At 72.1% G+C, this 24,196-nt stretch carries 21 protein-coding genes; 12 read left to right on the top strand and 9 right to left on the bottom strand.

Going from position 1 to position 24,196, the window contains the following annotated elements; all coding sequences use genetic code 11:
- Positions 1-171 precede the first annotated feature (171 nt).
- Complete coding sequence (locus tag ACFVFQ_RS34750) at positions 172-687, bottom strand: MarR family winged helix-turn-helix transcriptional regulator (RefSeq protein WP_383423915.1); 516 nt, start codon at positions 685-687, stop codon at positions 172-174.
- Between the two features lie 306 nt (positions 688-993).
- Between ACFVFQ_RS34750 and ACFVFQ_RS34745 the strand changes: the two genes are divergently transcribed.
- Positions 994-1,854 (top strand): lysozyme, encoded by an 861-nt coding sequence (locus ACFVFQ_RS34745; protein ID WP_383423913.1) that lies wholly within the window; start codon positions 994-996, stop codon positions 1,852-1,854.
- A 70-nt stretch (positions 1,855-1,924) separates the two neighbouring features.
- Here the strand turns inward: ACFVFQ_RS34745 and lon are convergent, their stop codons facing one another.
- The 3 genes from lon to ACFVFQ_RS34730 all read right to left on the bottom strand — a co-directional run bounded on the left by lon (position 1,925) and on the right by ACFVFQ_RS34730 (position 6,333).
- Positions 1,925-4,339, bottom strand: a complete 2,415-nt coding sequence (gene lon, locus ACFVFQ_RS34740) for an endopeptidase La (protein ID WP_383423911.1) — start codon at positions 4,337-4,339, stop codon at positions 1,925-1,927.
- Positions 4,340-4,487: 148 nt separating this feature from the next.
- On the bottom strand, positions 4,488-5,348 hold the full coding sequence (locus ACFVFQ_RS34735) for a pentapeptide repeat-containing protein (RefSeq protein ID WP_383423908.1): 861 nt from the start codon (positions 5,346-5,348) through the stop codon (positions 4,488-4,490).
- Positions 5,349-5,487: 139 nt separating this feature from the next.
- A complete protein-coding gene (locus ACFVFQ_RS34730) occupies positions 5,488-6,333 on the bottom strand; it encodes a rhomboid-like protein (protein WP_383423906.1) in 846 nt (281 codons plus the stop codon).
- A 190-nt stretch (positions 6,334-6,523) separates the two neighbouring features.
- On the opposite strand from ACFVFQ_RS34730, the gene ACFVFQ_RS34725 reads away from it, so the two are divergent.
- The 7 genes from ACFVFQ_RS34725 to ACFVFQ_RS34695 all read left to right on the top strand — a co-directional run bounded on the left by ACFVFQ_RS34725 (position 6,524) and on the right by ACFVFQ_RS34695 (position 15,851).
- Positions 6,524-7,267 (top strand): spermidine synthase, encoded by a 744-nt coding sequence (locus ACFVFQ_RS34725; protein ID WP_383423903.1) that lies wholly within the window; start codon positions 6,524-6,526, stop codon positions 7,265-7,267.
- A gap of 93 nt (positions 7,268-7,360) precedes the next feature.
- Positions 7,361-8,101: a response regulator transcription factor gene (locus ACFVFQ_RS34720; RefSeq protein WP_043266083.1), complete on the top strand. Its 741-nt coding sequence runs from the start codon at positions 7,361-7,363 to the stop codon at positions 8,099-8,101.
- Entirely contained in the window at positions 8,098-9,222 is a 1,125-nt protein-coding gene (locus ACFVFQ_RS34715) for an ATP-binding protein (RefSeq protein ID WP_383423899.1), read from the top strand. The genes ACFVFQ_RS34720 and ACFVFQ_RS34715 overlap by 4 nt, the downstream gene beginning before the upstream one ends.
- 238 nt (positions 9,223-9,460) lie before the next feature.
- Entirely contained in the window at positions 9,461-13,237 is a 3,777-nt protein-coding gene (locus ACFVFQ_RS34710) for a multifunctional oxoglutarate decarboxylase/oxoglutarate dehydrogenase thiamine pyrophosphate-binding subunit/dihydrolipoyllysine-residue succinyltransferase subunit (protein ID WP_383423897.1), read from the top strand.
- Positions 13,238-13,402: 165 nt separating this feature from the next.
- Positions 13,403-13,582 (top strand): DUF6104 family protein, encoded by a 180-nt coding sequence (locus tag ACFVFQ_RS34705; protein ID WP_030811338.1) that lies wholly within the window; start codon positions 13,403-13,405, stop codon positions 13,580-13,582.
- Positions 13,583-13,755: 173 nt separating this feature from the next.
- Positions 13,756-14,652 carry a DUF4097 domain-containing protein gene (locus tag ACFVFQ_RS34700; RefSeq protein ID WP_383423894.1) on the top strand — a complete coding sequence of 299 codons (897 nt, stop codon included), beginning with the start codon at positions 13,756-13,758 and terminating at the stop codon, positions 14,650-14,652.
- A gap of 2 nt (positions 14,653-14,654) precedes the next feature.
- Entirely contained in the window at positions 14,655-15,851 is a 1,197-nt protein-coding gene (locus ACFVFQ_RS34695; RefSeq protein WP_383423891.1) for a helix-turn-helix transcriptional regulator, read from the top strand.
- A 134-nt stretch (positions 15,852-15,985) separates the two neighbouring features.
- Here ACFVFQ_RS34695 and ACFVFQ_RS34690 read toward each other — a convergent pair whose 3' ends face one another.
- Positions 15,986-16,546: a Clp protease N-terminal domain-containing protein gene (locus tag ACFVFQ_RS34690; RefSeq protein ID WP_383423885.1), complete on the bottom strand. Its 561-nt coding sequence runs from the start codon at positions 16,544-16,546 to the stop codon at positions 15,986-15,988.
- The gene (locus ACFVFQ_RS34685; RefSeq protein ID WP_383423882.1) at positions 16,546-16,755 is read right to left on the bottom strand and encodes a helix-turn-helix domain-containing protein; all 210 of its coding nucleotides are present in this window, start codon (positions 16,753-16,755) and stop codon (positions 16,546-16,548) included. The genes ACFVFQ_RS34690 and ACFVFQ_RS34685 overlap by 1 nt, the downstream gene beginning before the upstream one ends.
- 154 nt (positions 16,756-16,909) lie before the next feature.
- Here ACFVFQ_RS34685 and ACFVFQ_RS34680 point away from each other — a divergent pair, with 154 nt between their 5' ends.
- Complete coding sequence (locus ACFVFQ_RS34680; RefSeq protein ID WP_383423880.1) at positions 16,910-17,662, top strand: antibiotic biosynthesis monooxygenase; 753 nt, start codon at positions 16,910-16,912, stop codon at positions 17,660-17,662.
- A 28-nt stretch (positions 17,663-17,690) separates the two neighbouring features.
- Here the strand turns inward: ACFVFQ_RS34680 and ACFVFQ_RS34675 are convergent, their stop codons facing one another.
- Both ACFVFQ_RS34675 and ACFVFQ_RS34670 read right to left on the bottom strand, forming a co-directional pair.
- Positions 17,691-18,653 (bottom strand): zinc-binding dehydrogenase, encoded by a 963-nt coding sequence (locus ACFVFQ_RS34675; RefSeq protein WP_383423877.1) that lies wholly within the window; start codon positions 18,651-18,653, stop codon positions 17,691-17,693.
- A 191-nt stretch (positions 18,654-18,844) separates the two neighbouring features.
- Complete coding sequence (locus tag ACFVFQ_RS34670; protein ID WP_383423875.1) at positions 18,845-20,071, bottom strand: NADP-dependent malic enzyme; 1,227 nt, start codon at positions 20,069-20,071, stop codon at positions 18,845-18,847.
- Positions 20,072-20,633: 562 nt separating this feature from the next.
- Between ACFVFQ_RS34670 and ACFVFQ_RS34665 the strand changes: the two genes are divergently transcribed.
- The 3 genes from ACFVFQ_RS34665 to ACFVFQ_RS34655 all read left to right on the top strand — a co-directional run bounded on the left by ACFVFQ_RS34665 (position 20,634) and on the right by ACFVFQ_RS34655 (position 23,437).
- On the top strand, positions 20,634-21,617 hold the full coding sequence (locus ACFVFQ_RS34665; RefSeq protein ID WP_383423872.1) for an ABC transporter substrate-binding protein: 984 nt from the start codon (positions 20,634-20,636) through the stop codon (positions 21,615-21,617).
- An 84-nt stretch (positions 21,618-21,701) separates the two neighbouring features.
- Entirely contained in the window at positions 21,702-22,631 is a 930-nt protein-coding gene (locus ACFVFQ_RS34660; RefSeq protein WP_383423869.1) for an amino acid ABC transporter permease, read from the top strand.
- A gap of 53 nt (positions 22,632-22,684) precedes the next feature.
- Entirely contained in the window at positions 22,685-23,437 is a 753-nt protein-coding gene (locus ACFVFQ_RS34655; protein ID WP_383423964.1) for an amino acid ABC transporter ATP-binding protein, read from the top strand.
- Positions 23,438-23,671: 234 nt separating this feature from the next.
- On the opposite strand, the gene ACFVFQ_RS34650 is transcribed toward ACFVFQ_RS34655, so the two are convergent.
- A complete protein-coding gene (locus tag ACFVFQ_RS34650; protein WP_383423866.1) occupies positions 23,672-23,944 on the bottom strand; it encodes a hypothetical protein in 273 nt (90 codons plus the stop codon).
- Positions 23,945-24,196 lie beyond the last annotated feature (252 nt).

Below are 24,196 nucleotides of genomic sequence, written 5' to 3'. Positions count from 1 at the left end.
GGGGGGGGGGGGGGGGGGGGGGGCGGGGTGGGCGCCCCTCAACCCCAAGCCCCCCCCACCCCCCCCCCCCGCCCCCCCCGGCCCCAGCACCACACCAACGGGGTCGATCCCCGGCACCAGGCCCACCCCCGGCGGCCCGGCACCGCCAAGGTGCCACGGGTTCAGAGGGGGCTACCCCTCCTCCCCCTCCGCATTCAACCGATGCAGCAACCGCGCCAACTCCGCAACCTCCGCCCGATCCCAGGACGCCAGATTGCACGCATACCGCGCCCGCCGAGCGGTCCGCACGCGATTGAACCGCTCCCGTCCCTCGTCCGTGATCCGCACCAACACCGCCCGCCCATCGGCCGGATCGGGCGCCCGCGCCACCAACCCCAGCCGCTCCAGCGCGTGCAGCTGACGGCTTATCGTCGCCTTCCCGACCCCGAAGAACGCGGCGAGATCGGTGGCCCGCTGCGCCCCCGCGTCGGCGAGCCGCACCAGCAACCCGTAGGCGGCCGCCTCCAGATCGGGGTGGACCTCGCGCGAGAGCTCGCCGGAGGAGGCCCGGGCCCGCCGCAGGAACACCGCCAATTCGCGTTCCAGCGCCAGGAACGCGGGGTCCACGCCCATCGGCTCGCCCTCCGCCGTGGTCCCACCGGCTCCGGTGTCCTGCACGTCAGCGCCCTTTCCCGCGTCGTCCCGCATGTCCAGCAATTCCCCCGGTGCTTCCCCGATGTTCCCCCGGTGCACTCTCCCGCGTTTCCCGCCGCCGGAAAATTTCCTTCCCGGCCAAGCAGAACCGCAGTTGGACCAGTATTTCGCAGGTTGAGACCAACGGCGGTCCGCGGACCCCTTTTACCACGGGGGTCTACGCGCGTATCGTCAGTTCTGGCATGGCCACACCAAGTGTGGCGCCGGTACCTCCCCCTCAAAAGGTCACCTCTGCTCCATCGGATTTCCCCCATCGGACCGGGATCCACCGCGATCCACCGAGATCTATGGAGGCACGCAATGCCCGTGCTCAGATCCGGCTCCCCCACCCACCGCCCCGCGCGCTCCCGTGCGGCCGTGGCCGGGATCCTGCTCACGACCGTCTCCCTCCTCGTCGGCCTGCCCGGCACGGCCGGCGCCGCGGCCGCCCGGCGCGCCCCCGAGCCCACCCATCCCGGACAGGACTGGGCCGGCTCCCAGATCGCCAAGCACGAGGGCACCAAGGGCGGCGTGCTGCCGCCGCCCTCGCTGACCGCGTCCGTCGAGGGCGTCGACGTCAGCAGCCACAACGGCAACGTAGCCTGGTCGACGCTGTGGACCTCCGGCGTGAAGTTCGCCTACGTCAAGGCCACGGAGTCCACCAGCTACACCAACCCCTCGTTCGCGCAGCAGTACAACGGCTCCTACAACTCCGGCATGATCCGCGGCGCCTACCACTTCGCGACGCCCGACACCTCCAGCGGCGCCGCCCAGGCCACCTACTTCCTCGCCCACGGCGGCGGCTGGTCCAAGGACGGCAAGACCCTGCCCGGCGCGCTGGACATGGAGTACAACCCCTACGGCGCCACCTGTTACGGCCTGAGCGCCGCGGGGCTGGTGAACTGGATGAAGGACTGGTTCGCCACCTACAAGGCGCGCACCGGACGGGACGCGGTGCTCTACACCTCCACCAACTGGTGGAAGCAGTGCACCGGCAACTCTTCCGCGTTCGGGAGCACCAACCCGCTCTGGGTCCCGCGCTACGGCTCCTCGGTCGGCGAACTCCCGGCCGGCTGGGGCTTCCACACCATCTGGCAGTACACCTCCACCGGCCCGGTGGTCGGTGACCACAACCGCTTCAACGGGGCGTACGACCGCCTCCAGGCGCTGGCCAACGGCTGACCGCACGGCGGCCCGGCCCGTCCTCCCGCAGCAGGGGGGACGGGCCGGGCCGGGCGCCGGCGCCCGGCGGCTACGCCGCCATCGGGACCTCGGGCCGCTCCCCGTTCCCGGCCGGCGCCAGGGCCAGTTCGAGCACCTGCCGGACGTCCGCGACCGGGTGCACCTCCAGCGCGGCGAGGACCTCGGCCGGGACGTCGTCCAGGTCGGGTTCGTTGCGCTTGGGGATGATCACGGTGGTGATGCCGGCGCGGTGCGCCGCCAGCAGCTTCTGCTTGACGCCGCCGATCGGCAGCACCCGCCCGGTCAGCGAGACCTCGCCGGTCATCGCGACGTCCGGGCGGACCTGACGGCCCGACAGCAGCGAGGCCAGTGCGCAGGTCATCGTGATGCCCGCGCTGGGCCCGTCCTTGGGGACGGCGCCGGCCGGGACGTGCAGATGGACGCCGCGCTCCTTCAAGTCTCCCACCGGGAGCTCCAGTTCGGCGCCGTGCGAGCGCAGGAAGGACAGCGCGATGTGCGCCGACTCCTTCATCACGTCGCCGAGCTGACCGGTCAGCTGGAGCCCGGAGGCGCCGGTCTCCGGATCGGCCAGCGACGCCTCCACGTAGAGCACGTCGCCGCCGGCCCCGGTGACCGCGAGGCCGGTGACCACGCCGGGCACCGCGGTCCGCCGCTCGGCCGGGTCCTGCGCCGACTCCGGGGTGTGATGCGGGCGCCCGATGAGCGACCGCAGCTGGTCCGCGCCGACGGTGAACGGCAGCGTCCGCTCGCCCAGTTCGTGCTGGGCGGCCACCTTGCGCAGCAGCCGGGCGAGGGACCGCTCCAGGTTCCGCACGCCGGCCTCGCGGGTGTACTCGCCGGCCAGCTTGCGCAGCGCGGCGTCCTCGACGGTGACCTCGCCCGCCGCCAGGCCGGCGCGCTCCAGTTGGCGCGGCACCAGGTGGTCGCGGGCGATGACGACCTTCTCGTCCTCGGTGTAACCGTCGAGCCGGACCAGCTCCATCCGGTCCAGCAGCGGCTCCGGGATCGCCTCCAGGACGTTGGCGGTGGCCAGGAACACCACGTCGGACAGGTCGAGTTCGACCTCCAGGTAGTGGTCCCGGAAGGTGTGGTTCTGCGCCGGGTCCAGCACCTCCAGGAGGGCGGCGGCCGGGTCGCCCCGGTAGTCGGAGCCCACCTTGTCGATCTCGTCCAGGAGGACGACCGGGTTCATCGAGCCGGCCTCCTTGACGGCCCGCACGATCCGGCCGGGGAGCGCGCCGACGTAGGTGCGCCGGTGACCGCGGATCTCCGCCTCGTCGCGGACGCCGCCGAGCGCGACCCGGACGAACTTCCGCCCCATGGCGCGCGCCACGGACTCGCCGAGCGAGGTCTTGCCGACGCCGGGCGGCCCCACGAGCGCCAGCACGGCGCCCCCGCGCCGGCCGCCGACGAGCCCGAGCCCCCGGTCGGCCCGCCGCTTGCGGACCGCCAGGTACTCGGTGATCCGCTCCTTGACGTCCGCCAGCCCGGCGTGGTCGGCGTCCAGCACGGCCTTGGCGCCGGCGATGTCGTAGGCGTCCTCGGTGCGCGCGTTCCAGGGCAGCTCCAGGACGGTGTCCAGCCAGGTGCGGATCCAACTGCCCTCGGGGCTCTGGTCGCTGGCCCGCTCCAGCTTGTCGACCTCCTTGAGGGCGGCCTTGCGCACCTCGTCCGGCAGGTCGGCGGCCTCGACCCGGGCGCGGTAGTCGTCGCCCTCGTCCTCCGGGTCGCCGTTGAGCTGGGCCAGTTCCTTGCGGACCGCCTCCAGTTGGCGCCTCAGCAGGAACTCCCGCTGCTGCTTGTCGACGCCCTCCTGGACGTCCTTGGCGATGGACTCGGCGACGTCCTGCTCGGCCAGGTGGGAGCGCAGCACCTCGGTGGCGTACTTCAGGCGGGCCACCGGGTCGGCGGTCTCCAGGAGTTGGAGCTTCTGCTCGATGGTGAGGAAGGGCAGATAGCCGGCGTTGTCGGCGAGCGTGGGGACGTCGTCGATGCCGGTGACGCGGTCCACGACCTGCCAGGCGCCGCGCTTGCGCAGCCAGCTGGTGGCCAACGCCTTGTACTCCGTGACGAGTTCGGCGACCGCGCCCGGCGGGGGCTCGGGGGCCTGCTCCTCGATGGTGGTGCCCTCGACCCAGAGGGCGGCGCCCGGTCCGGTGGTGCCGGAGCCGATCCGCACCCGGCCCAGGCCCCGGATCAGGGCGCCCGGGTCGCCGTCGGACAACCGGCCGACCTGCTCGATCCGCCCGAGCGTGCCGGTCGCCGCGTACGTCCCGTCGATCCGTGGCACCAGCAGCACCCGTGGCTTGGTGCCCGAGGGGGCGGCGGCCTGGGCGGCCTCCACCGCGGCGCGCACCTCGGCGTCGGACAGGTCCAGGGGCACCACCATGCCGGGCAGGACGACCTCGTCGTCGAGGGGCAGCACGGGCAGGGTGAGCGGTGTGGACGCCGACTCAGCAGTCATGATCTCCCCTTCGGCAAGCAAGTTGAGCTTTACCCACTCAATGCCGGGGAGCCGCCGGTTGTTCCCCGCCGCCTGTTCGCCCTGAGCGATCAGCGCGGGGCAACTCGGTTACGGGGCAGGGCGCATGGCCGCCGCGGGAGGGACGCCGTCACCAGTGGGCGGGGCGGCGCAGCCCCCGCGGCAGCCGGGTGCGCGCATCGCCCCGGGCGGCGTTCACCTGGGCCTGCGTCAGGAAGAGCCCGTCGGTGAGGTCGGCGCCGCGCAGATCGGCGTCCCGGAAGTCCGCGCCGATCAGGTCCGCGCTCCGCAGGTCCGCGCCTTGCAGGTCGGCGGCGATCAGGTACGCGCCGCGGAGGTTGGCGCCCCGCAGGTCGGCGCCCTTCAGCCGGGCCCCCATCAGGTCCGCACCCCGCCGCTCCTTCTTACGGCCCGGGACCTTCGCCCGGACCGCCTCGCTGACCCGCAGCAGCAGGACGTTGACCTCGCCGCGGTGCCCGGCCACGTCCACCGCGGCCAGTTCCTCGGCACTCCCCAGGGTCAGCCGCTCGGTCTTCTCCAGGGCCGCGCGCAACTCCTCCCGCACCGGGCGGGATTGGGGTAGCGCCACCGCCTCCGTGAGGTACCAGAGCAGCTCGTGGAGCTGGCGCATCACGGCGAACGCGGCAAACATCGGCCGGGCACTTCCGGGCTCGCTGCGCCAGTCCCGCCCCTCGAAGGTGACCTGGGAGACCTTCTGCCCGGCACCGAAGCACTCGAAGACCGTGCAGCCGGAGAAGCCGCGCTGCCGCAGGTCCTGGTGGATGCCGCAGCGGAAGTCGGTCGCCAGGTTGGGGCAGGGCCGCCCGGCCTCCTTGTCGAGGGCGAAGTCCGCGGACCGGGCGAACGGCAGCGCCACACAGCACAGCCCGAAGCAGTTACCGCAGTCGGAGCGCAGCGGCAGCCGGTCGACCTCCGGGGCCTGCGAAGGGGCGGACGCGCGGTCCTGGGCGGGGCGGCGCTCGTGCGACACGTTCTCAAACTCCTGCGGCCGGCGGTCGCGCTTCCGTTGCGGCGCCCGCGAGGAACCCCATTCTCCGGGATCGGCACCGCCGGAGCTGCCCAGGTCAGTTCGTCCGGGGTCAGGGCGTCCGGGGTCAGGGCGTCCGGGGTCAGGGCGTCCGGGACGCCCGCAGCGCCGGGTGGCCCAGGTCGCCCAGCAGCGGGGCGGGCCCGGAGCGCTGCGCCCGCCAGTGCCGGAGCAGCGGCCAGGCGGCCACGCCCAGGACGAACGCGAGCAGATGGCCCCAATCGGTCATCGGGTCCAAGGAGTCGAGCAGCCCGGCCACCGCCTGGTAGCCGGCCGCGGCCACCAGGGGCCAGCGCGCCCAGGCCGGCAGCAGCCCGGCGAGCGCCCCGATACAGGTCATCACGCCGAAGCTGATCCCGTAGTCGAGGCGGTGCAGCGAGCTGTCCGGCAGCGACCCGGCGGCGACCGAGAAGCCCACCGGCATCTCGGTCGCGACGGTGGCCAGCGCATGGCCGCCGAAGAACACCACCGCGGTGCGCACCCCGCCGATCCGCCGCTCCAGGGCGGTCACCACGAACAGGAAGGCCAGCGCGAACCCCGAGGTCACCCCGCCGGCGATCCACAGCGCGCTGGCGACCAGCACCAGCAGCGGCGCCTGCGCGAGATGGGTCACGTCCGTACTGGAGCCCTGGAGCAGCGTGGCGACCACCGTGGGGTCGCCGTGGTCGGCGTAGAGCGAGGTGGCCACGAGCAGCAGCGCGTAGCAGAAGGTGAAGGGGGTGCCGGTGGGGGTGGGGAGCAGCCGCCAGGGGCGCAGGCCCCGCCAGGGGCGGCGGGCCGGGGCGCCCACCGGTGCGGGGGCGGCCCCGGCCCCGCGCTGACGGGGCAGACCGGCGAGCAGCGCCGGGGCCGCGCCGCCGGGGCCGGCCGCGGCCGGGTCCGAGCCGTCGACCGGGGCGCCGCCGACCGGCTCCACCACACTCGTCATCCCAGGTCCTCTCCCCGCCCCGCGCACCGTTCGCGCTCCACTGTGCCCGGCCAACCCATGAGTCAGCTGTGTGAGTGATATCCGTCACGAACGACAACCCCCGTGCGGTGCACCGGTGTTGCACCGCCTACGGGCGGTGACCCCCGTCGCCGGTGGACCGATCCGAGGGGACGTTGCTAAAGATGGCCGCATGGCTCCCGTTCACCCCTGGCATCCGCACGCCGGCGCCGAGCCGGCCGTCCGCACCCTGGACCGTCGCGAGGGCCCCCACGGGGAGGTGGTGCTCCGGCGGCGCGACCCGGCCGGGGCGGCCCCCGGGGCGGCCGACCCGGTCTACGAGATCATCGCCAACGGCTGCTTCCTGATGGACACCTCCGACGGGCGTTCCGAGCGGCTGCTGGTCGACGCGGCGCTCGGCGCGCTGCCGCCGGACCGCCCCCACCCCTCGGTGTTGATCGGCGGACTCGGCGTGGGTTTCTCGCTGGCCCGGGCGGCCGCCGAGCCGCGCTGGGGCCGGATCGCGGTCGCCGAGCGGGAGGCGGCGGTGATCGACTGGCACCGCGACGGCCCGCTGGCCACGGTCTCCGGCCCGGCGCTGACCGACCCGCGCACCGCGGTCCTGCACACCGACCTGCTGGCCCACCTGCGCACCGACGCCGCCCAACACCCTTACGACGCCCTGTGCTTGGACATCGACAACGGCCCCGACTGGACCGTCACCGACGACAACGACACCCTCTACTCCCCCGCCGGACTGGCCGCCTGCCGCGCCGCGCTGACCGACGGCGGGGTGCTCGCGGTGTGGTCGGCCCAGCCGTCCCCGGCGTTCGAACGGGCGCTGGAAAACGCCGGATTCGGGGGCGTACGCACCGAAGAGATCCCGGTTGCCCGAGGCGTCCCGGACGTCGTCCACCTCGCGCTCCGGTCCGCGTAGGGCGCGTAGCCGACTGTCACATCATGCCCTTACGCTGCTGCCCAGCAAGACGCGACAAGACGCGACCACGCAGGGCACATGCAGGGGCGGGCGATGGACCAGACTCAGACAACCCAGGGCGGCACCACCGCGGCCACGCCGGGCGCCCAGCGCCGGGTGCTGGTCGTGGAGGACGATCCGACGATCGTCGACGCCATCGCGGCCCGGCTGCGCGCCGAGGGCTTCCAGGTGCAGACGGCCACCGACGGCCCGGCGGCGGTGGACACCGCCGAGGCGTGGCAGCCGGACCTGCTCGTCCTCGACGTGATGCTGCCGGGCTTCGACGGCCTGGAGGTGTGCCGCCGGGTGCAGGCGCAGCGCCCGGTGCCGGTGATGATGCTCACCGCCCGGGACGACGAGACCGACATGCTGGTCGGCCTCGGCGTCGGCGCCGACGACTACATGACCAAGCCGTTCTCCATGCGGGAGTTGGCCGCCCGGGTGCACGTGCTGCTGCGCCGGGTCGAGCGGGCCGCGCTGGCCGCGCACACCCCGCGCAGCGGCATCCTGCGGCTGGGCGAGCTGGAGATCGACCACGCCCAGCGCCGGGTCCGGGTGCGCGGCGCCGACGTCCACCTCACCCCCACCGAGTTCGACCTGCTGGTCTGCCTGGCGAACACCCCCCGCGCGGTGCTCTCCCGCGAGCAGCTGCTGGCCGAGGTCTGGGACTGGGCGGACGCCTCCGGCACGCGCACGGTCGACAGCCACATCAAGGCGCTGCGCCGCAAGATCGGCGCCGAGCGCATCCGCACGGTCCACGGCGTCGGGTACGCCCTGGAGACCCCGCCGGCATGACGCTTCGGTGGCGGCCGCGCGCACGGGACCTGTGGGACAGGTTCTGGGAGGCGTTGCGGCCGCTGGACCCGTACCGCTCCGTCAAGGCCGCGCTCGGCGCGCTGGTGATCGTCTCGGTGATCATCACCACACTCCTGGTGTTCGTGGCGATGCACTCGGCGACCGAGCTGCGGGTGATCACGGTCTTCTCGATCATCGCCTCGCTGCTGATCACCCAGTTCGTGGCCACCGGCCTGACCGCCCCGCTCGGCGAGATGACCGAGGTGACCGGTGCGATGGCGCACGGCGACTACACCCGCCGGGTGCGCGCCGGCCGCCGCGACGAGTTCGGCGACCTGGCCGACGCCTTCAACCGCATGGCCGCCGACCTGGAAGCGGTGGACACCCACCGCAAGGAACTGGTCGCCAACGTCTCGCACGAGCTGCGCACCCCCATCGCGGCGCTGCGCGCGGTGCTGGAGAACGTCGTCGACGGCGTCTGCGAGCCGGACTCGGACACCATGCGCACGGCCCTGAAGCAGACCGAACGCCTGGGCCGCCTGGTGGAACACCTGCTGGACCTGTCCCGTTTGGACAACGGCGTGGTCCCGCTGCACGCCCGACGCTTCGAGGTCTGGCCATACCTGTCCGGGGTGCTCAAGGAGGCCAACATGAGCCGCGGCGCCTCCACCCTCTCCGGCGTCACCGGCTCCGGCACCCACACCCGTGCCGACGTCCACCTCCACCTCGACGTCTCCCCGCCGGAGCTGACCGCGTACGCCGACGCCGAGCGGCTCCACCAGGTCGTCGCCAACCTCATCGACAACGCGATCAAGCACAGCCCGCGGCACGGCCGGGTCACCGTGCGGGCCCGCCGCGGCGACGGACCGGAGAGCCTGGTGCTGGAGGTCCAGGACGAGGGCCCCGGCATCCCGGAGTCGGAGCGCTACCGGGTCTTCGAGCGGTTCAACCGCGGCGGCCCCGGCACCTCAGGACCGGGCACCGACGGCGGGACGGGGTTGGGCCTGGCCATCGCGCGCTGGGCGGTGGACCTGCACGGCGGGCGGATCGGGGTGGCCGAATCACCCCGGGGTTGCCGGATCCGCGTCACCCTTCCGGGGCTCACGTCATCCCGGGGCTGACGTCGGCTGACGTAGGGTCGGTGGTCGGAGCACTGATTTCCGGGGTGCTACGGCGATGCGCGCTACCCGCACGCGGGCAAACCCCGTGTGTTTCCCGCCAAGTCAGACCCTGAAACCCTTCGGTGAATGTGACGTGCGCGACGAGTGACCCTCCCGGACTGCACCAAAGGTCACAAGAGGCGTAGCCTTTATTCCCGCTGTCCACCACCTTAGGAAGCGGAAGAGGGCGGTTGCCGCCGTGTCGCTACAGTCCCCCAACAGTGCGAGTGTCTCGACCGAACAGGAAGCGCAGCGGAACAATCCCGCTGCGGCGTTCGGTTCCAACGAGTGGCTCGTCGACGAGATCTACCAGCAGTACCTCCAGGACCCGAACTCGGTAGACCGAGCCTGGTGGGACTTCTTCGCCGACTACAAGCCGGGCGGCGCCACCGCGCCGAACCAGCCGGCAGCAGGCGCTGCTCCGGCAGCCCCGGCCCCGTCGGCACCTGCCCCGGCGGCCCCCGCCGCGGACGGGCCGAAGCCCCCCGCCCAGCCGGCCACCCCGGCCAAGCCGGCCGCTGCTGCGCCCGCGCCGGCCAAGGCCGCTCCCGCGAAGCCCGCGGCGAAGGCCGCCCCGGCGAAGAGCGCGCCCACCGGCGAGGCTCCCGCGGGCCCCGAGCTCGTCACCCTGCGCGGCCCGTCGGCCGCCGTTGCGAAGAACATGAGCGCGTCCCTGGAGCTGCCGACGGCCACGTCCGTCCGCGCGGTCCCGGTGAAGCTGCTGTTCGACAACCGCATCGTCATCAACAACCACCTCAAGCGCGCCCGCGGCGGGAAGGTCTCCTTCACGCACATCATTGGGTACGCGATGGTGCAGGCCCTCAAGGCCATGCCGTCGATGAACTACTCCTTCGCGGAGAAGGACGGCAAGCCGACGCTGGTCAAGCCGCCGCACATCAACCTCGGCCTGGCCATCGACCTGGTCAAGGCGAAGGGCGAGCGCCAGCTGGTCGTCGCGGCCATCAAGAAGGCCGAGACGCTGAGCTTCTTCGAGTTCTGGCAGGCGTACGAGGACATCGTCCGCCGGGCCCGGGACAACAAGTTGACGATGGACGACTTCACCGGGGTCACCGCGTCGCTGACGAACCCCGGCGGCATCGGCACCGTCCACTCCGTGCCGCGCCTGATGCCCGGTCAGTCCATGATCATGGGCGTCGGTTCGATGGACTACCCGGCCGAGTTCCAGGGCACCTCGCAGGACGCCCTGAACAAGCTGGGCGTCTCCAAGGTCATGACGCTGACCAGCACCTATGACCACCGGGTGATCCAGGGCGCCGCCTCCGGCGAGTTCCTGCGGGTCATGAGCCAGCTGATGCTCGGCGAGAACGAGTTCTACGACGACATCTTCAAGTCGCTGCGGATCCCCTACGAGCCGATCCGTTGGATGCGGGACATCGACGCCTCGCACGACGACGACGTCACCAAGGCCGCCCGGGTCTTCGAGCTGATCCACTCCTACCGGGTCCGCGGCCACGTCATGGCCGACACCGACCCGCTGGAGTACCACCAGCGCAAGCACCCCGACCTGGACATCACCGAGCACGGCCTCACCCTGTGGGACCTGGAGCGGGAGTTCGCGGTCGGCGGCTTCGCCGGCAAGTCCATGATGAAGCTGCGCGACATCCTCGGCGTGCTGCGCGACTCGTACTGCCGCACCACCGGCATCGAGTTCATGCACATCCAGGACCCCAAGCAGCGCAAGTGGATCCAGGACCGGGTCGAGCGCCCGCACAAGTCCCCCGAGCGCGACGAGCAGCTGCGCATCCTGCGCCGGCTGAACTCCGCCGAGGCGTTCGAGACGTTCCTGCAGACCAAGTACGTCGGCCAGAAGCGGTTCTCGCTGGAGGGCGGCGAGTCGGTCATCCCGCTGCTGGACGCGGTCATCGACTCCGCGGCCGAGGCGCGGCTGGACGAGGCCGTCATCGGCATGGCCCACCGCGGCCGGCTCAACGTGCTCGCCAACATCGTCGGCAAGTCCTACGCGCAGCTCTTCCGGGAGTTCGAGGGCAACCTCGACCCGAAGTCGATGCACGGCTCCGGCGACGTGAAGTACCACCTGGGCGCCGAGGGCACCTTCACCGGCCTGGACGGCGAGCAGATCAAGGTCTCGCTGACCGCCAACCCCTCCCACCTGGAGGCCGTTGACCCGGTCGTCGAGGGTGTCGCCCGCGCCAAGCAGGACATCATCAACAAGGGCGGCACGGACTTCACCGTCCTGCCGATCCAGCTGCACGGTGACGCGGCGTTCGCCGGCCAGGGCGTGGTCGCCGAGACGCTGAACATGTCGCAGCTGCGCGGCTACCGCACCGGCGGCACGGTCCACGTCGTCATCAACAACCAGGTCGGCTTCACCGCCGCCCCGGAGTCCTCGCGTTCGTCGATGTACGCGACCGACGTGGCCCGCATGATCGAGGCGCCGATCTTCCACGTCAACGGCGACGACCCCGAGGCCGTCGTCCGGGTCGCCCGGCTCGCCTTCGAGTTCCGCCAGGCGTTCAACAAGGACGTGGTCATCGACCTCATCTGCTACCGCCGCCGCGGCCACAACGAGCTGGACAACCCGGCCTTCACCCAGCCGCTGATGTACGACCTGATCGACAAGAAGCGCTCGGTGCGCAAGCTCTACACCGAGTCGCTGATCGGCCGGGGCGACATCACCCTCGAAGAGGCGGAGCAGGCGCTCCAGGACTTCCAGGGCCAGTTGGAGAAGGTCTTCACCGAGGTCCGCGACGCCACCACGGCGCCCGGTGCGGTGGAAGTCCCGCAGCCGCAGGCGGAGTTCCCGGTCCACGTGGACACCGCGGTCTCCCAGGAGGTCGTCAAGCGGATCGCCGAGTCCCAGGTCAACATCCCCGAGAACATCACCGTCCACCCGCGTCTGCTGCCGCAGCTGCAGCGCCGGGCGACGATGGTCGAAGAGGGCACGATCGACTGGGGCATGGGCGAGACCCTGGCCATCGGTTCACTGCTGATGGAGGGCACCCCGGTCCGGCTCGCCGGCCAGGACTCCCGCCGCGGCACCTTCGGCCAGCGCCACGCGGTGCTGATCGACCGGGAGACCGGCAACGACTACACCCCGCTGCTGTACCTGTCCGAGGACCAGGCGCGGTTCAACGTCTACGACTCGCTGCTCAGCGAGTACGCGGCGATGGGCTTCGAGTACGGCTACTCGCTGGCCCGTCCGGACGCGCTGGTGATGTGGGAGGCGCAGTTCGGCGACTTCGCCAACGGCGCGCAGACCGTCGTCGACGAGTTCATCTCGTCCGCGGAGCAGAAGTGGGGCCAGACCTCCGGCGTCACCCTGCTGCTGCCGCACGGCTACGAGGGCCAGGGCCCGGACCACTCCTCGGCCCGGATCGAGCGCTTCCTCCAGCTCTGCGCGCAGAACAACATGACCGTCGCGATGCCGACGCTGCCGTCGAACTACTTCCACCTGCTGCGCTGGCAGGTGCACAACCCGCACCACAAGCCGCTGGTCGTCTTCACCCCGAAGTCGATGCTGCGTCTGAAGGCCGCGGCGTCGAAGGCGGAGGAGTTCACCACCGGCGGCTTCCGGCCGGTCATCGGCGACAGCACGGTCAAGCCCGAGGACGTCCGCAAGGTCGTCTTCTGCTCCGGCAAGGTCTACTACGACCTGGAGGAGGAGCGGACCAAGCGCGGCGCGAACGACACCGCCCTGGTCCGGATCGAGCGGCTGTACCCGCTGCCCGGCAAGGAACTCCAGGCGGAGATCGCCAAGTTCCCGAACGCCGAGAAGTACCTGTGGGCGCAGGAGGAGCCGGCGAACCAGGGTGCCTGGCCGTTCCTCGGCCTCAACCTGATCGACCACCTGGACCTGGCGGTCGGCGCCGACGTCCCGCACGGTGAGCGCCTGCGTCGCATCTCGCGGCCGCACGGCTCGTCGCCGGCGGTCGGTTCCGCCAAGCGGCACCAGGCCGAGCAGGCCCAGCTGGTGGCGGAGGTCTTCGACGCGTGAGCGTCTAGTCCGTGACCGAAGGTCCCGAAGGGCCCGTTCCCACTCAGGTGGGGCGGGCCCTTCGGGCTGTCCGGGGTCGGCGCCGGTGCCCGCGCCCCGTGGCACGGGTGGTCCGCGCGGCTGCCTATCCTGGCCGCAATGTCCCTTTGACCTGCTGGAGAGCACGTGTATTTCACCGACCGCGGCATCGAGGAGCTGGAGAACCGGCGCGGCGAGGAGGAGGTCACCCTCGGGTGGGTGGCCGATCAGCTCCGGACCTTCGTCGACCTCAACCCGGACTTCGAGGTGCCGGTGGAGCGGCTGGCCACCTGGCTGGCCCGGCTGGACGACGAGGACGACGAGTAGGGCGGCGAGCAGGGCGAGTTGAGGGCCGGGGCCGGTCGTCACCTAGGGGAACGGGAGGGGCGTATCAGGGCACGGTCGGGGTTGGGCCCGCTTGACTCCCCCGGACTGCGATATATCGTGTCTAACGAAGACGCGATATGTTGCGTTGTCCGCCTACCCAGGGGAGGCCAGGTATGTCAGCCCAGTCCGAGTGGACGGTCTCCGGGCCGCGCACGTTGGAGTTCACCGAGCCCGTCAGGACGCTGACCGTGCGCCTGGTGGGCGGCACCGTCAACGTCGTCGGCACCACCGAGGACGGCCCCGCCCGGCTGGAGGTCTCCGCGGTGGACGGCCCGCCGGTGTCGGTCTCCTACGAGGACGGCACCCTCTCCGTCGGCTATGACGACCTGCCCTGGAAGGGCTTCTTGAAGTTCCTCGACCGCAGGGGCTGGCAGCGCAGCGCGGTGGTCTCGGTGACGGTGCCGGCCGCCACCCGCGTCGAGGTCGGCGTGGTCGGCGCCGGCGCGGTCGTCTCCGGCATCTCCGGCCCCACGGAGCTGCGCGGGGTCAACGGGGACGGCACCCTGGTCGGCCTCTCCGGCCCGGTCCGCGCCGACACCGTCGGCGGCAACGTCGAGGCCCAGGCGCTCACCGGCGACCTCCAATTCCACTCCGTCTCGGGCGACTTGACGGTCATCGACGGCACCGGCGGCGCGGTCCGCGCCGAGTCCGTCAGCGGCGACATGGTGCTGGACCTGGATCCGGCGGCCGGCGCGGAGATCGAACTGACCACGGTCTCCGGCGAGATCGCCATCCGGCTGCCCGACCCGGCCGACGCCAAGGTGGACGCGGGCACCACCACCGGCGCGGTCACCAACGCCTTCGACGACCTCCGGGTCACCGGCCAGTGGGGCGCCAAGCGGATCGCCGGCTCGCTGGGCGCCGGCACCGGCCGGCTCCGGGCCACCACGGTCTCCGGCGCCCTGGCCCTGCTGCGCCGCCCCGCCTACGAGGAGCCGGACGGCCCGGCCGGCACACCGGGCGAAGGCCCCTCCCCCACGACCCCGCCCGTCGGGAAGAAGGTGCTCTGAGCATGCCCCCCGTCTTCGCCCACGGCCGCCTGCGGCTCTACCTCCTCAAGCTGCTCGACGAGGCCCCGCGGCACGGCTACGAGATCATCCGCCTCCTGGAGGAGCGCTTCCAGGGGCTCTACGCCCCGTCCGCCGGTACGGTCTACCCCCGGCTGGCCAAGCTGGAGGCCGAGGGCCTGGTGTCCCACACCACCGAGGGCGGCCGCAAGGTCTACTCCATCACCGACGCCGGCCGCGCCGAGCTCGCCGACCGCGGGGGCGAACTGGCCGATCTGGAGCTGGAGATCCGGGAGTCGGTGGCGGCGCTCGCCTCCGACATCCGCGAGGACGTCAGCGGTTCGGCCCGCGATCTGCGCCGGGAGGTCAAGGAGGCCGCCCAACAGGCCCGCGCGGGCGGCCAGCAGGGCAACGCGAAGGCCGGCGCCAAGGCCGGCCGCGGGGCCCCGGGCGGGCGCCCGTTCCCGGAAGCCTCGGACTACTTCGACGGCGCGTACGGCGACAAGGACGCCTGGCGGCAGGCGAAGGAGGAGTTCCGGCGCGCCAAGGAGGAGTGGAAGGAGCAGGCCCGCCGGGCCAAGGAGGAGAGCCGGCGCGCCAGGCAGGACGCCCAGCGGGCCCGCAAACAGGCCAGGGACGCCCAGGTGTTCGCCCGCGAGGAGGTCCAGCGGGTGATCCGCAGCGTCCAGGAGCAGGCCCAGGGGGCGGTGCGCACCGGGGACTGGTCGTCGGCGGTGAAGGAGGCGCTGGCCGAGGTCTCCCGCGAGGTCGGCCGCTTCACGGGCGCCCCGTCCGGCGCCGGCGAGCGCGACGGCGCCGCGGACGGCCCGCGGGTCACCGTCGAGCGGGTCGATCTCGCCAAGGAGGCCCCGGAGTCGGCGCCCCCGCAGGAGACCGCCCCGCCGGCCGCCGAGGCGGCGCACGCTCCGCCGGAGCCGGCCGCGCCCGCCTGGGCCGCCGAGCCCGCCAGCGGCGATCCGGCCCGCGACTTCGACCGCCTGCTGGACCGCTTCCGCGACGACCTGCGGGACGCGGCCCGCGACCACGGCATCACCGCGGAGCAATACACCGAGTCCCACCGCCGGTTGGCGTCGGCCGCCGCCCACATCGGCACGCTGCTGCGCCGGCCCGAGGCGGGCGACGACGCATCGGCCGCCGACCAGGGCGCGGGCGACGGCACCGGGACCGGCCGGGGGGCGTAGGCGGACGGCGGCCCCGGGGCCGGGCGCCCGCGTTGCGCTCCTCCGGCCCGGGGCCACCGTTGCGCCCTCCCCTCGGGCGCTCAAGTCGCGCCCCTTGGAGGCCCAAGCCGCGTTCGGCGGCCCAAGTCCCGCCCTCAGCCCGCGCGTTCGGCGGGCGGCCGGGCCAGCGCCCCCGCCACCGCCTCGTACGTCACCCCGCGGCCGGCGAGCACCGCACCGGCCGGCCCGGAGCGGGCGGTGAGCGCCAACAGCAGGTGCTCGTCGCCGACGTGCCGGTCGCCGCGGCCGAGCGCGATCCGCAGGGCGCGCTCCAGCACCGCCTTGCCCTCCGGCGCGAACGCCCGGCGCATCCGCTTGCCGCGCCCGCCCCGGCGGCCGCCGGCGGCCAACGCCCCGGCCCCATGCGTCTCCTCCACCCGCGCGATCACCTCCTCGATGTCGATCCCGAGCCCGGCCAGCGCCGCCGCATCGGCCGCCGAGAGGCCGGCCCGGCGCCGGTCCGCCGCCAGATCGTCGGCGAGCGCCGCCCGTTGCACGCCGAGCCCGTCGAGCGCCGCGGCGGCCGGGGTGTCCCGGCGGTCCAACACCGCCAGCAGCAGCTCCGGTTCGCCGATGGTGTCGCTGCCGGTGCGCTCCGCGTGCGCGACGGCGTCGCGCACCACCGCCCGCGCCCCGGCCGTGAGCCTCTCGAACATCAACGCCTCCCGTGCTTCTTGTGGACCGCCTGCCGGCTGACCCCCAGTTCGGCGGCGATCTCCTGCCAGGACCAGCCCTTCGCGCGGGCGCTGCGCACCTGTACGGCCTCCAACTGCTCCAGCAGTCGGCGGAGCGCGGCGACGGCGCGCAGCCCGGCCCGCGGGTCCGGGTCGCCCGCCCGCGCGGCGAGATCCGTTGCTTCGGTCATGATGTCAACGTAGGTTGACAGACAGGGGTGCGTCAACCCTGATTGACGCTTCTCTTTGGGTCCGCACCCTAAATCCCTTGACCTCAACCGCACTTGAGGGATCAGGCTCGTGGCGTACTCAGGAGAGCCCGCCCCCCGCGCGAACGGAGCCGCCATGCCCCCGACCCACCCCGCCCCGACCGTCGAGTTCCCGGACGTCCGGCGGCCCGACGCCGGCACCGTCCTGATCAGCCCCTGGCTGGTGCCGGACGCCCGTTTCCAACGCCCGGCGGCCGACGCGGTGTTGGCCGCCTGGGAGGGCCAGCCCCGCCCGGCCGCGATGCTGGCGCTCACCACCTTCCTGAGCACCGACGGCGGTCACGTCCTCAACTACGCGCAGTGGACCGACGACGCGGCCCACCGGGAGTGGGTGCTCACCCGGCGCCCCGCGGCCATCGCCCCCATCGACGAGGCCCTCCCCGGCATCCGCCGCCCGGGCGTGATCCGTTACCGCCACTACCGCAGCCATGTCGCCGGGGAACGCGCCACGCGGACACCGGAGTTCGTGGTGACCCCGACGTTCGCCACCACCGGAGTCCAGGCCCAGCGCGCCCTCGCCGACACCGCGCTCCGGAAGCTGGCCGAGGAGCCCGTCCCGGGGCTGCTCGGCGCCCACTTCCACCTCTCCCAGGACGGCCGCCGGGTGCTCAACTTCGGCGAGTGGCGGGACCGTTCGGCCTGGCTGGCGTTTATCGGCAGCGCCGCTCCGGCCCAACTGCGGGCGGCGATCGAGGCCCTGCCCGGGGTCGCCCCCACCCCGGCGGTGCCGGCGGACGAAGCGGCCGCGGGCACGCCCGGCGTGCTGGCCGTGCCCGCCTACGTACTGCACCGGAGCCTGGTCAACGTCCCGTCGCCGGGGCGCGGTTGACGCCCCCTCCGGGACCGGTGCCGACGGCTCAGACCGTCAGCACGACCTTCCCGAAGAGCTCACCCTCCGCCATCTTCGCGAAGCCCTCGCGCGCCCGGTCCAGCGGCAGCGTCGAGTCGATCACCGGCCGGATGCCCTTGGCGGCGCAGAAGTCGAGCAGCCCGGACAGCTCCTCCTTGCTGCCCATGGTGGAGCCGACGACCTTCAGCTCCAGGAAGAAGATCCGGTTCAACTCGCCGCTCTGGGGCGTGAAGCCGCTGGTGGCGCCCGAGATGACCAGGGTGCCGCCGGGCCGCAGCGACCTGATCGAGTGCGACCAGGTGGCCGCGCCGACCGTCTCGATCACCGCGTCCACCCGCCCGGGCAGCCGCTCGCCGGTCGGGAACGCCGCCTCGGCGCCCAGCTCCACGGCGCGCTTGCGCTTGGCCTCGTCCCGGCTGGTGGCGAAGACCCGCAGGCCCGCGGCGGCGCCCAGCACGATGGCGGCGGTCGCCACCCCGCCGCCGGCGCCCTGGACCAGCACGCTGTCGCCGGGCCGGACCCCGGCGTTGGTGAACAGCATCCGGTACGCGGTCAGCCAGGCGGTGGGCAGGCAGGCCGCCTCCTCGAAGGAGAGCCCCGCGGGCTTGGCCAGGACGTTCCAGGTGGGCACGGTGACCCGCTCGGCGAAGGTGCCCTGGTAGCGCTCGGTGAGGATGGAGGGCTTCTCGTCGGGGCCGACGCCGTGGCCGGTCTGCCCGATGACGGAGTGCAGGACGACCTCGTTGCCGTGCTCGTCGATGCCGGCGGCGTCGCAGCCGAGGATCATCGGGAGCGACTCCTCGGTGATCCCGACGCCGCGCAGCGTCCACAGGTCGTGGTGGTTGAGGGAGGCGGCCTTGACGTCGACGGTGGTCCAGCCGGGGCGGGCGGTGGGGGCCGGGCGCTCCCCCAATTCCAGGCCGTTCAGCGGCTGATCGCGGTCGATGCGGGCGGCGTAGGCAGCAAACATGATCCCAAAGTAGGCCGCCGGCGGGCCGCGCGACAGCGGGCGCGGGTGTGACACGCACCGCCCGACGGGGACGCACGGGTGGCCGGATCCGTGCGGTGGTTTCCGGCCGGCGCCGCATGCGGACGGGCCGGGCCGACACCCAAGGGGTGCCGGCCCGGCCCGTTTTCCGGTGTCGGTCCGCGGCGGACCGGTCAGCGCCGGGCCACGCCCTCCGCACGAGCGGCGGCCGCGACGGCCGCGGTGACGGCCGGGGCGACCCGCTCGTCGAACGGCGAGGGGATGACCTTGTCCGCGCTCAACTCGTCGGCGACGACGGCGGCCAGCGCCTCCGCGGCGGCGATCTTCATGCCCTCGGTGATCTGCGCGGCGCGCACCTGCATGGCGCCGGCGAAGATGCCCGGGAAGGCGAGCACGTTGTTGATCTGGTTCGGGAAGTCGCTGCGCCCGGTGGCGACCACGGCGGCGTACTTGTGGGCGACGTCCGGGTGGATCTCCGGGTTGGGGTTGGCCATCGCGAAGATCATCGAGTCCTTCGCCATCTTCGCCACCGCCTCCTCCGGCACCGTGCCGCCGGAGACCCCGATGAAGACGTCGGCGCCGTCCAGCGCCGACTCCAACGAACCGGTCAGGCCCGCCTTGTTGGTGAAGCCGGCCAGCTCGCGCTTGACGTCGGTGAGGTCCGCCCGGTCCGCCGAGACCACGCCCTTGCGGTCGCAGACGGCCACGTCGCCGATGCCCGCGTTGATCAGGATCTTGGCGATGGCGACACCGGCCGCGCCGGCGCCCGAGATGACCGCCCGCAGGTCGCCGAGGTCGCGCTCGGTGAGCTTGGCGGCGTTGCGCAGCGCGGCCAGGGTGACCACGGCGGTGCCGTGCTGGTCGTCGTGGAAGACCGGGATGTCCAGCCGCTCCTGGAGCCTGCGCTCGATCTCGAAGCACCGCGGTGCCGAGATGTCCTCCAGGTTGACGCCGCCGAAGGACGGCGCGAGCCGGACGACGGTCTCCACGATCTCGTCGGTGTCGGTGGTCGCGAGCGCGATCGGGACCGCGTCGACGCCGCCGAACTGCTTGAAGAGGATGGCCTTGCCCTCCATCACAGGAAGGGAGGCTTCCGGGCCGATGTCGCCCAGGCCCAGCACCGCCGTGCCGTCCGTGACGACGGCGACGACCTGGGACTTCCAGGTGTAGTCGTGCACGAGCTCGGGCCGCTCGGCGATGGCGCTGCACACCTTGGCGACGCCCGGCGTGTACGCGAGGGACAGGTCGTCCCGGTCGCGGACCGGCACGGTCGCCTGGATGGCCATCTTGCCGCCGCGGTGCAGGGCGAAGGCCGGATCGAAGGGCTCGCCGGACGTGCCGTCCGCGCCGCCCGCACCGGTCTCGCGATCGCTGCGAGGATTGACGATCTCCGCTGCCACTGTTCTTAGACCCCTTTGTCGTAAATCAGTTGAGGGTGGCCACTCCCTGGTTGGGGGGTGGGCGGGCACCGCGCCCGCGCCCTGCGCCGCGGATGGCCGCCGCGCGGGGGGAGGTACGGACGCCGGGCGCGCCGCACACGCGCCCTGAGCCCCGGATGAGGGGTGTAACGACCCTTTCTACCGGACGGGCATGCACGCCGACGAGTCAGATTCGTTACCTGCTGGTACAAGGCCCCGACAATAGCGACGGAATGCCCGAAACCACTGAACACCCTTCGGGCCCGTCCGTATTCCGAGACATCGCCACTTCGTCGGCGTTCTCCCTATCTGCCGCGGGCGGCCGAATCCCTTGCGCCGGAAGGCCGGTAGTAACCATTGCCCGTCCGTTATGCGATTTTGACCTGAACGGCAGTCCGAATACCGGAGTCCGGATGGCAAGATTCCGTCACCGACCGAGGGCGCGACGCCCAAAGGTGCCCAAAGGTGTGTGCCCACCCCCTTCTCACCAGCGCATCGGCTGCCCACACTGGCACGTCGGTTACCCATCCGCAGGAGGATCCGCATGACCGCAGACACCACCCGTCGCGCGGCGGCCGGCAGGCCCGGCAGGTCCGTCAAAACTGCTGCCGCGATAGCCACGGTCACCGCATCGCTGCTGCTGCTCAGCGCCTGCGGTGACCAGACCCAGGCGGCGCAGGCCCGGCGGGAGGCGGCGAAGAACCGGAATCCGCACGCCCCGCTTTTCAGCAAGTTGCCCAAGGACGTCCAGGACAAGGCGATGCTCCAGGTCGGCTCGGACATCACGTACAAGCCGGTGGAGTTCCGGTCGAACGGCCAGGTGGAAGGCATCGATCCGGATCTTGCCGCCGCCATCGGCAAGGAACTGGGCATCAAGCTCAATTTCAACAACGCCACCTTCGACACCCTCATGGGCGGCCTGAAGTCCCAGCGCTATGACATCGCGATGTCGGCGATGACGGACACCAAGGACCGCCAGCAGGGCATCGACTCCACCACCGGCAAGAAGATCGGTGAGGGCGTCGATTTCGTGGACTACCTCAACGTCGGCGTCTCGCTCTACACGCAGAAGGGCAAGACCCAGGGCATCGACGGCTGGGAGACCATGTGCGGCAAGAAGCTGGCCGTGCAGCGCGGCACCGTCTCCCACGACCTGGCCAAGGAGAAGTCCTCGTCCTGTGAGTCGAGCGGCCAACAGCCGATCTCCATCGAAGCGTTCGACAACGACTCCGAGGCCCAGACCCGGCTGCGCACCGGCGGCGTCGACGCGGTCTCCAGCGACTACCCGGTCGCGGCCTACGCGGTGAAGGTCTCCGGCGGCGGCAACGACTTCCAGATGGTCGGCGGCGCCCCGCTCAAGGCGGCCCCGTACGGCATCGCCGTCCCCAAGGGACAGGAGAAGCTGCGCGACGCGATCAAGGCGGCCGTGGAGCTGGTGATCAAGAACCACGCGTACGACGGCGTCCTGGCCAAGTGGAACGTCAAGGACGCCGGCGTCAAGGAAGTGAAGATCAACGGCGGCTCCTGAGGCCGGCGTTCGACCCGCCGAAGCCGGCGCGGTCCGCGCGGCCCCCCGTTACGCCTCTCCCGCCACACGCTGAAAGGCAGCACTGTGTCAGTCGACGTCGACAAGCCGGCCGAGCCGCCGGCGGCCGCTCCGCCCGAGCCCATCAAAGCCATCCCCGTCCGCCACTACGGCCGCTGGGTCGCCGCGCTCGTCGTCATCGGGCTGCTGGCGCTGCTCGTGCGGGCCTTCGCCTCCGGCAAGGTCAACTGGGGCGCGATACCGGAGTACATGTTCAACGCGGACATCCTCAAGGGTCTGCGCAACACCTTGTGGATCACGCTGCTGGCGATGGTGATCGGCATCGTGCTGGGCGTGATCCTGGCGGTCATGCGGCAGTCCAAGAACCCGGTGACCTCGTCCGTGGCGTGGTTCTACATCTGGTTCTTCCGCGGCACCCCGGTCTACGTCCAGCTCTTCCTCTGGTTCAACCTCGGCCTGGTCTTCCAGTACATCGACATCATGCCGATCTACAAGGACGAGTGGTCGGACTTCATGACCCCGTTCCTGTGCGCGCTGCTCGGCCTCGGCCTCAACGAGGCCGCGTACATGGCCGAGATCTGTCGGGCCGGTCTGAACGCCGTCGACGAGGGCCAGACCGAGGCCGCGCACGCGCTGGGCATGAGCCACGGCAAGACCCTGCGCCGGATCGTCGTGCCGCAGGCGATGCGGGTGATCGTGCCGCCGACCGGCAACGAGGTCATCAACATGCTCAAGACCTCGTCCCTGGTCATCGCGGTGCAGTACTACGACCTGTTGCAGGCCGCGCAGAACGTCGGCCGGGACTCCGGTGTGGTGGTCGAGATGCTGATCCTGGCCGCCGCCTGGTACTTGATCGCCACGACGGTGCTCAGCATCGGCCAGTACTACCTGGAGCGCTACTACGCCCGCGGCTCCAGCCGCCAGCTTCCGCCCACCCCGTTCCAGCGCCTCAAGGCGAAGCTGGCCGGCCCGAGCCGCGCCGGAGGTACGGCATGAGCAAGAGCACGAGCAAGACCGCGACCACCGGCTCCGGCAAGTCCGGCGTCCCGATGGTCAAGGCCGAGGGCGTCCACAAGTCCTTCGGCAACGCCCACATCCTCAAGGGGATCGACCTGGAGGTGGCGCCCCGGGAGGTGTTCTGCCTGATCGGCCCCTCCGGCTCCGGCAAGTCCACGTTCCTGCGGTGCATCAACCACCTGGAGAAGATCAACGCCGGCCGGCTGTCGGTCGACGGCGAACTGGTCGGCTACCGCGAGCACCACGGCAAGCTCTACGAGCTGCGCGACCGCGAGGTCGCCGCCCGCCGGCGGGACATCGGCATGGTCTTCCAGCGCTTCAACCTCTTCCCGCACATGACCGCGGTGGAGAACGTCATGGAGGCGCCGGTCCAGGTCAAGGGCGAGGCCAAGGCGTCCGCGCGGGAGCGGGCCCGCAAGCTGCTGGACCGGGTGGGGCTGGCCGACAAGGCCGGCAACTACCCCTCACAGCTCTCCGGCGGCCAGCAGCAACGGGTGGCGATCGCCCGGGCGTTGGCCATGGAGCCCAAGCTGATGCTCTTCGACGAGCCGACCTCGGCCCTCGACCCGGAGCTGGTCGGCGACGTGCTGGACGTGATGAAGGACCTGGCGGCCGACGGCATGACGATGGTCGTGGTCACCCACGAGATGGGCTTCGCCCGCGAGGTCGGCGACTCGCTGGTCTTCATGGACGACGGTGTGGTCGTCGAGTCCGGCCACCCGCGCGAGGTCCTCACCAACCCGCAGCATGAACGGACTCAGTCGTTCTTGTCCAAGGTGCTGTGAGCTGACCGCTGGGCTTGGCTTCCCACGTTGTCGGCTTTCCCGCCGCGGGCCTGGCGGCCGGCTGCGCCCCACGTTGTTGGCTGTCCCGCCGTGCGGGGTGCTGTTGTTGGCGCCTGCGGCGCGGGCCGGTCCGCTGCCTTTCCGCTGCGCGGGGCGGGGCGAGTTGTGTCCGCTGCGCGGGGCTTTTGGGTGCGGTGACGGACCTCCGGGGTGGGGGTGCCAGACTGCTTCGCTTTACGTCTGGCACCCCCACCCCTCCGGCCCGTCCCCTCCCGTGGGGGTGGGTGGGGAAAAACGGGTGGGTGCCACGTCCGCCCGGTGGGCCAACTCGGGTCGGTGGGCCAGCTCGGGCCAGTGAGTCAACTCCGGCCGGTGGGCCAACTCGGGCCGGTGGGCCAACTCGGGCCGCTGGGTCAACTCCGGCCGGTGGGCCAACTCGGGCCGGTGGGCCAACTCGACCCTCGGGATCAACTCAGGCCACTGGGCCAACTCGGGTCGGTGGGTCAACTCGGGCCGCTGGGTTGAGTGGTGACCGTAAGCGGACGAGGACGACGCGTGAGTCTGCGTGGTGACCGTAAGAAGACAGGCGACCCCAGCCACCGAGCAACGGCCGTCAGGGGACCACAAGGGCCAACCCCCACCCACAGAAAACAACCCACCCACGGGAGGGGACGGGTCGGAGGGGGGGGGAGGCCAGACGTAAAGCGAAGCAGTCTGGCCTACCGCCCCCGGAGACCCCGCACCGCACCCAACACCCCC

The organism is Streptomyces sp. NPDC057743 (assembly GCF_042798755.1).
Lineage (GTDB): Bacteria > Actinomycetota > Actinomycetes > Streptomycetales > Streptomycetaceae > Streptomyces.
The sequence above is the reverse complement of the archived record's forward strand: the minus strand, read 5'-3'. Positions and strand labels throughout refer to the sequence as shown.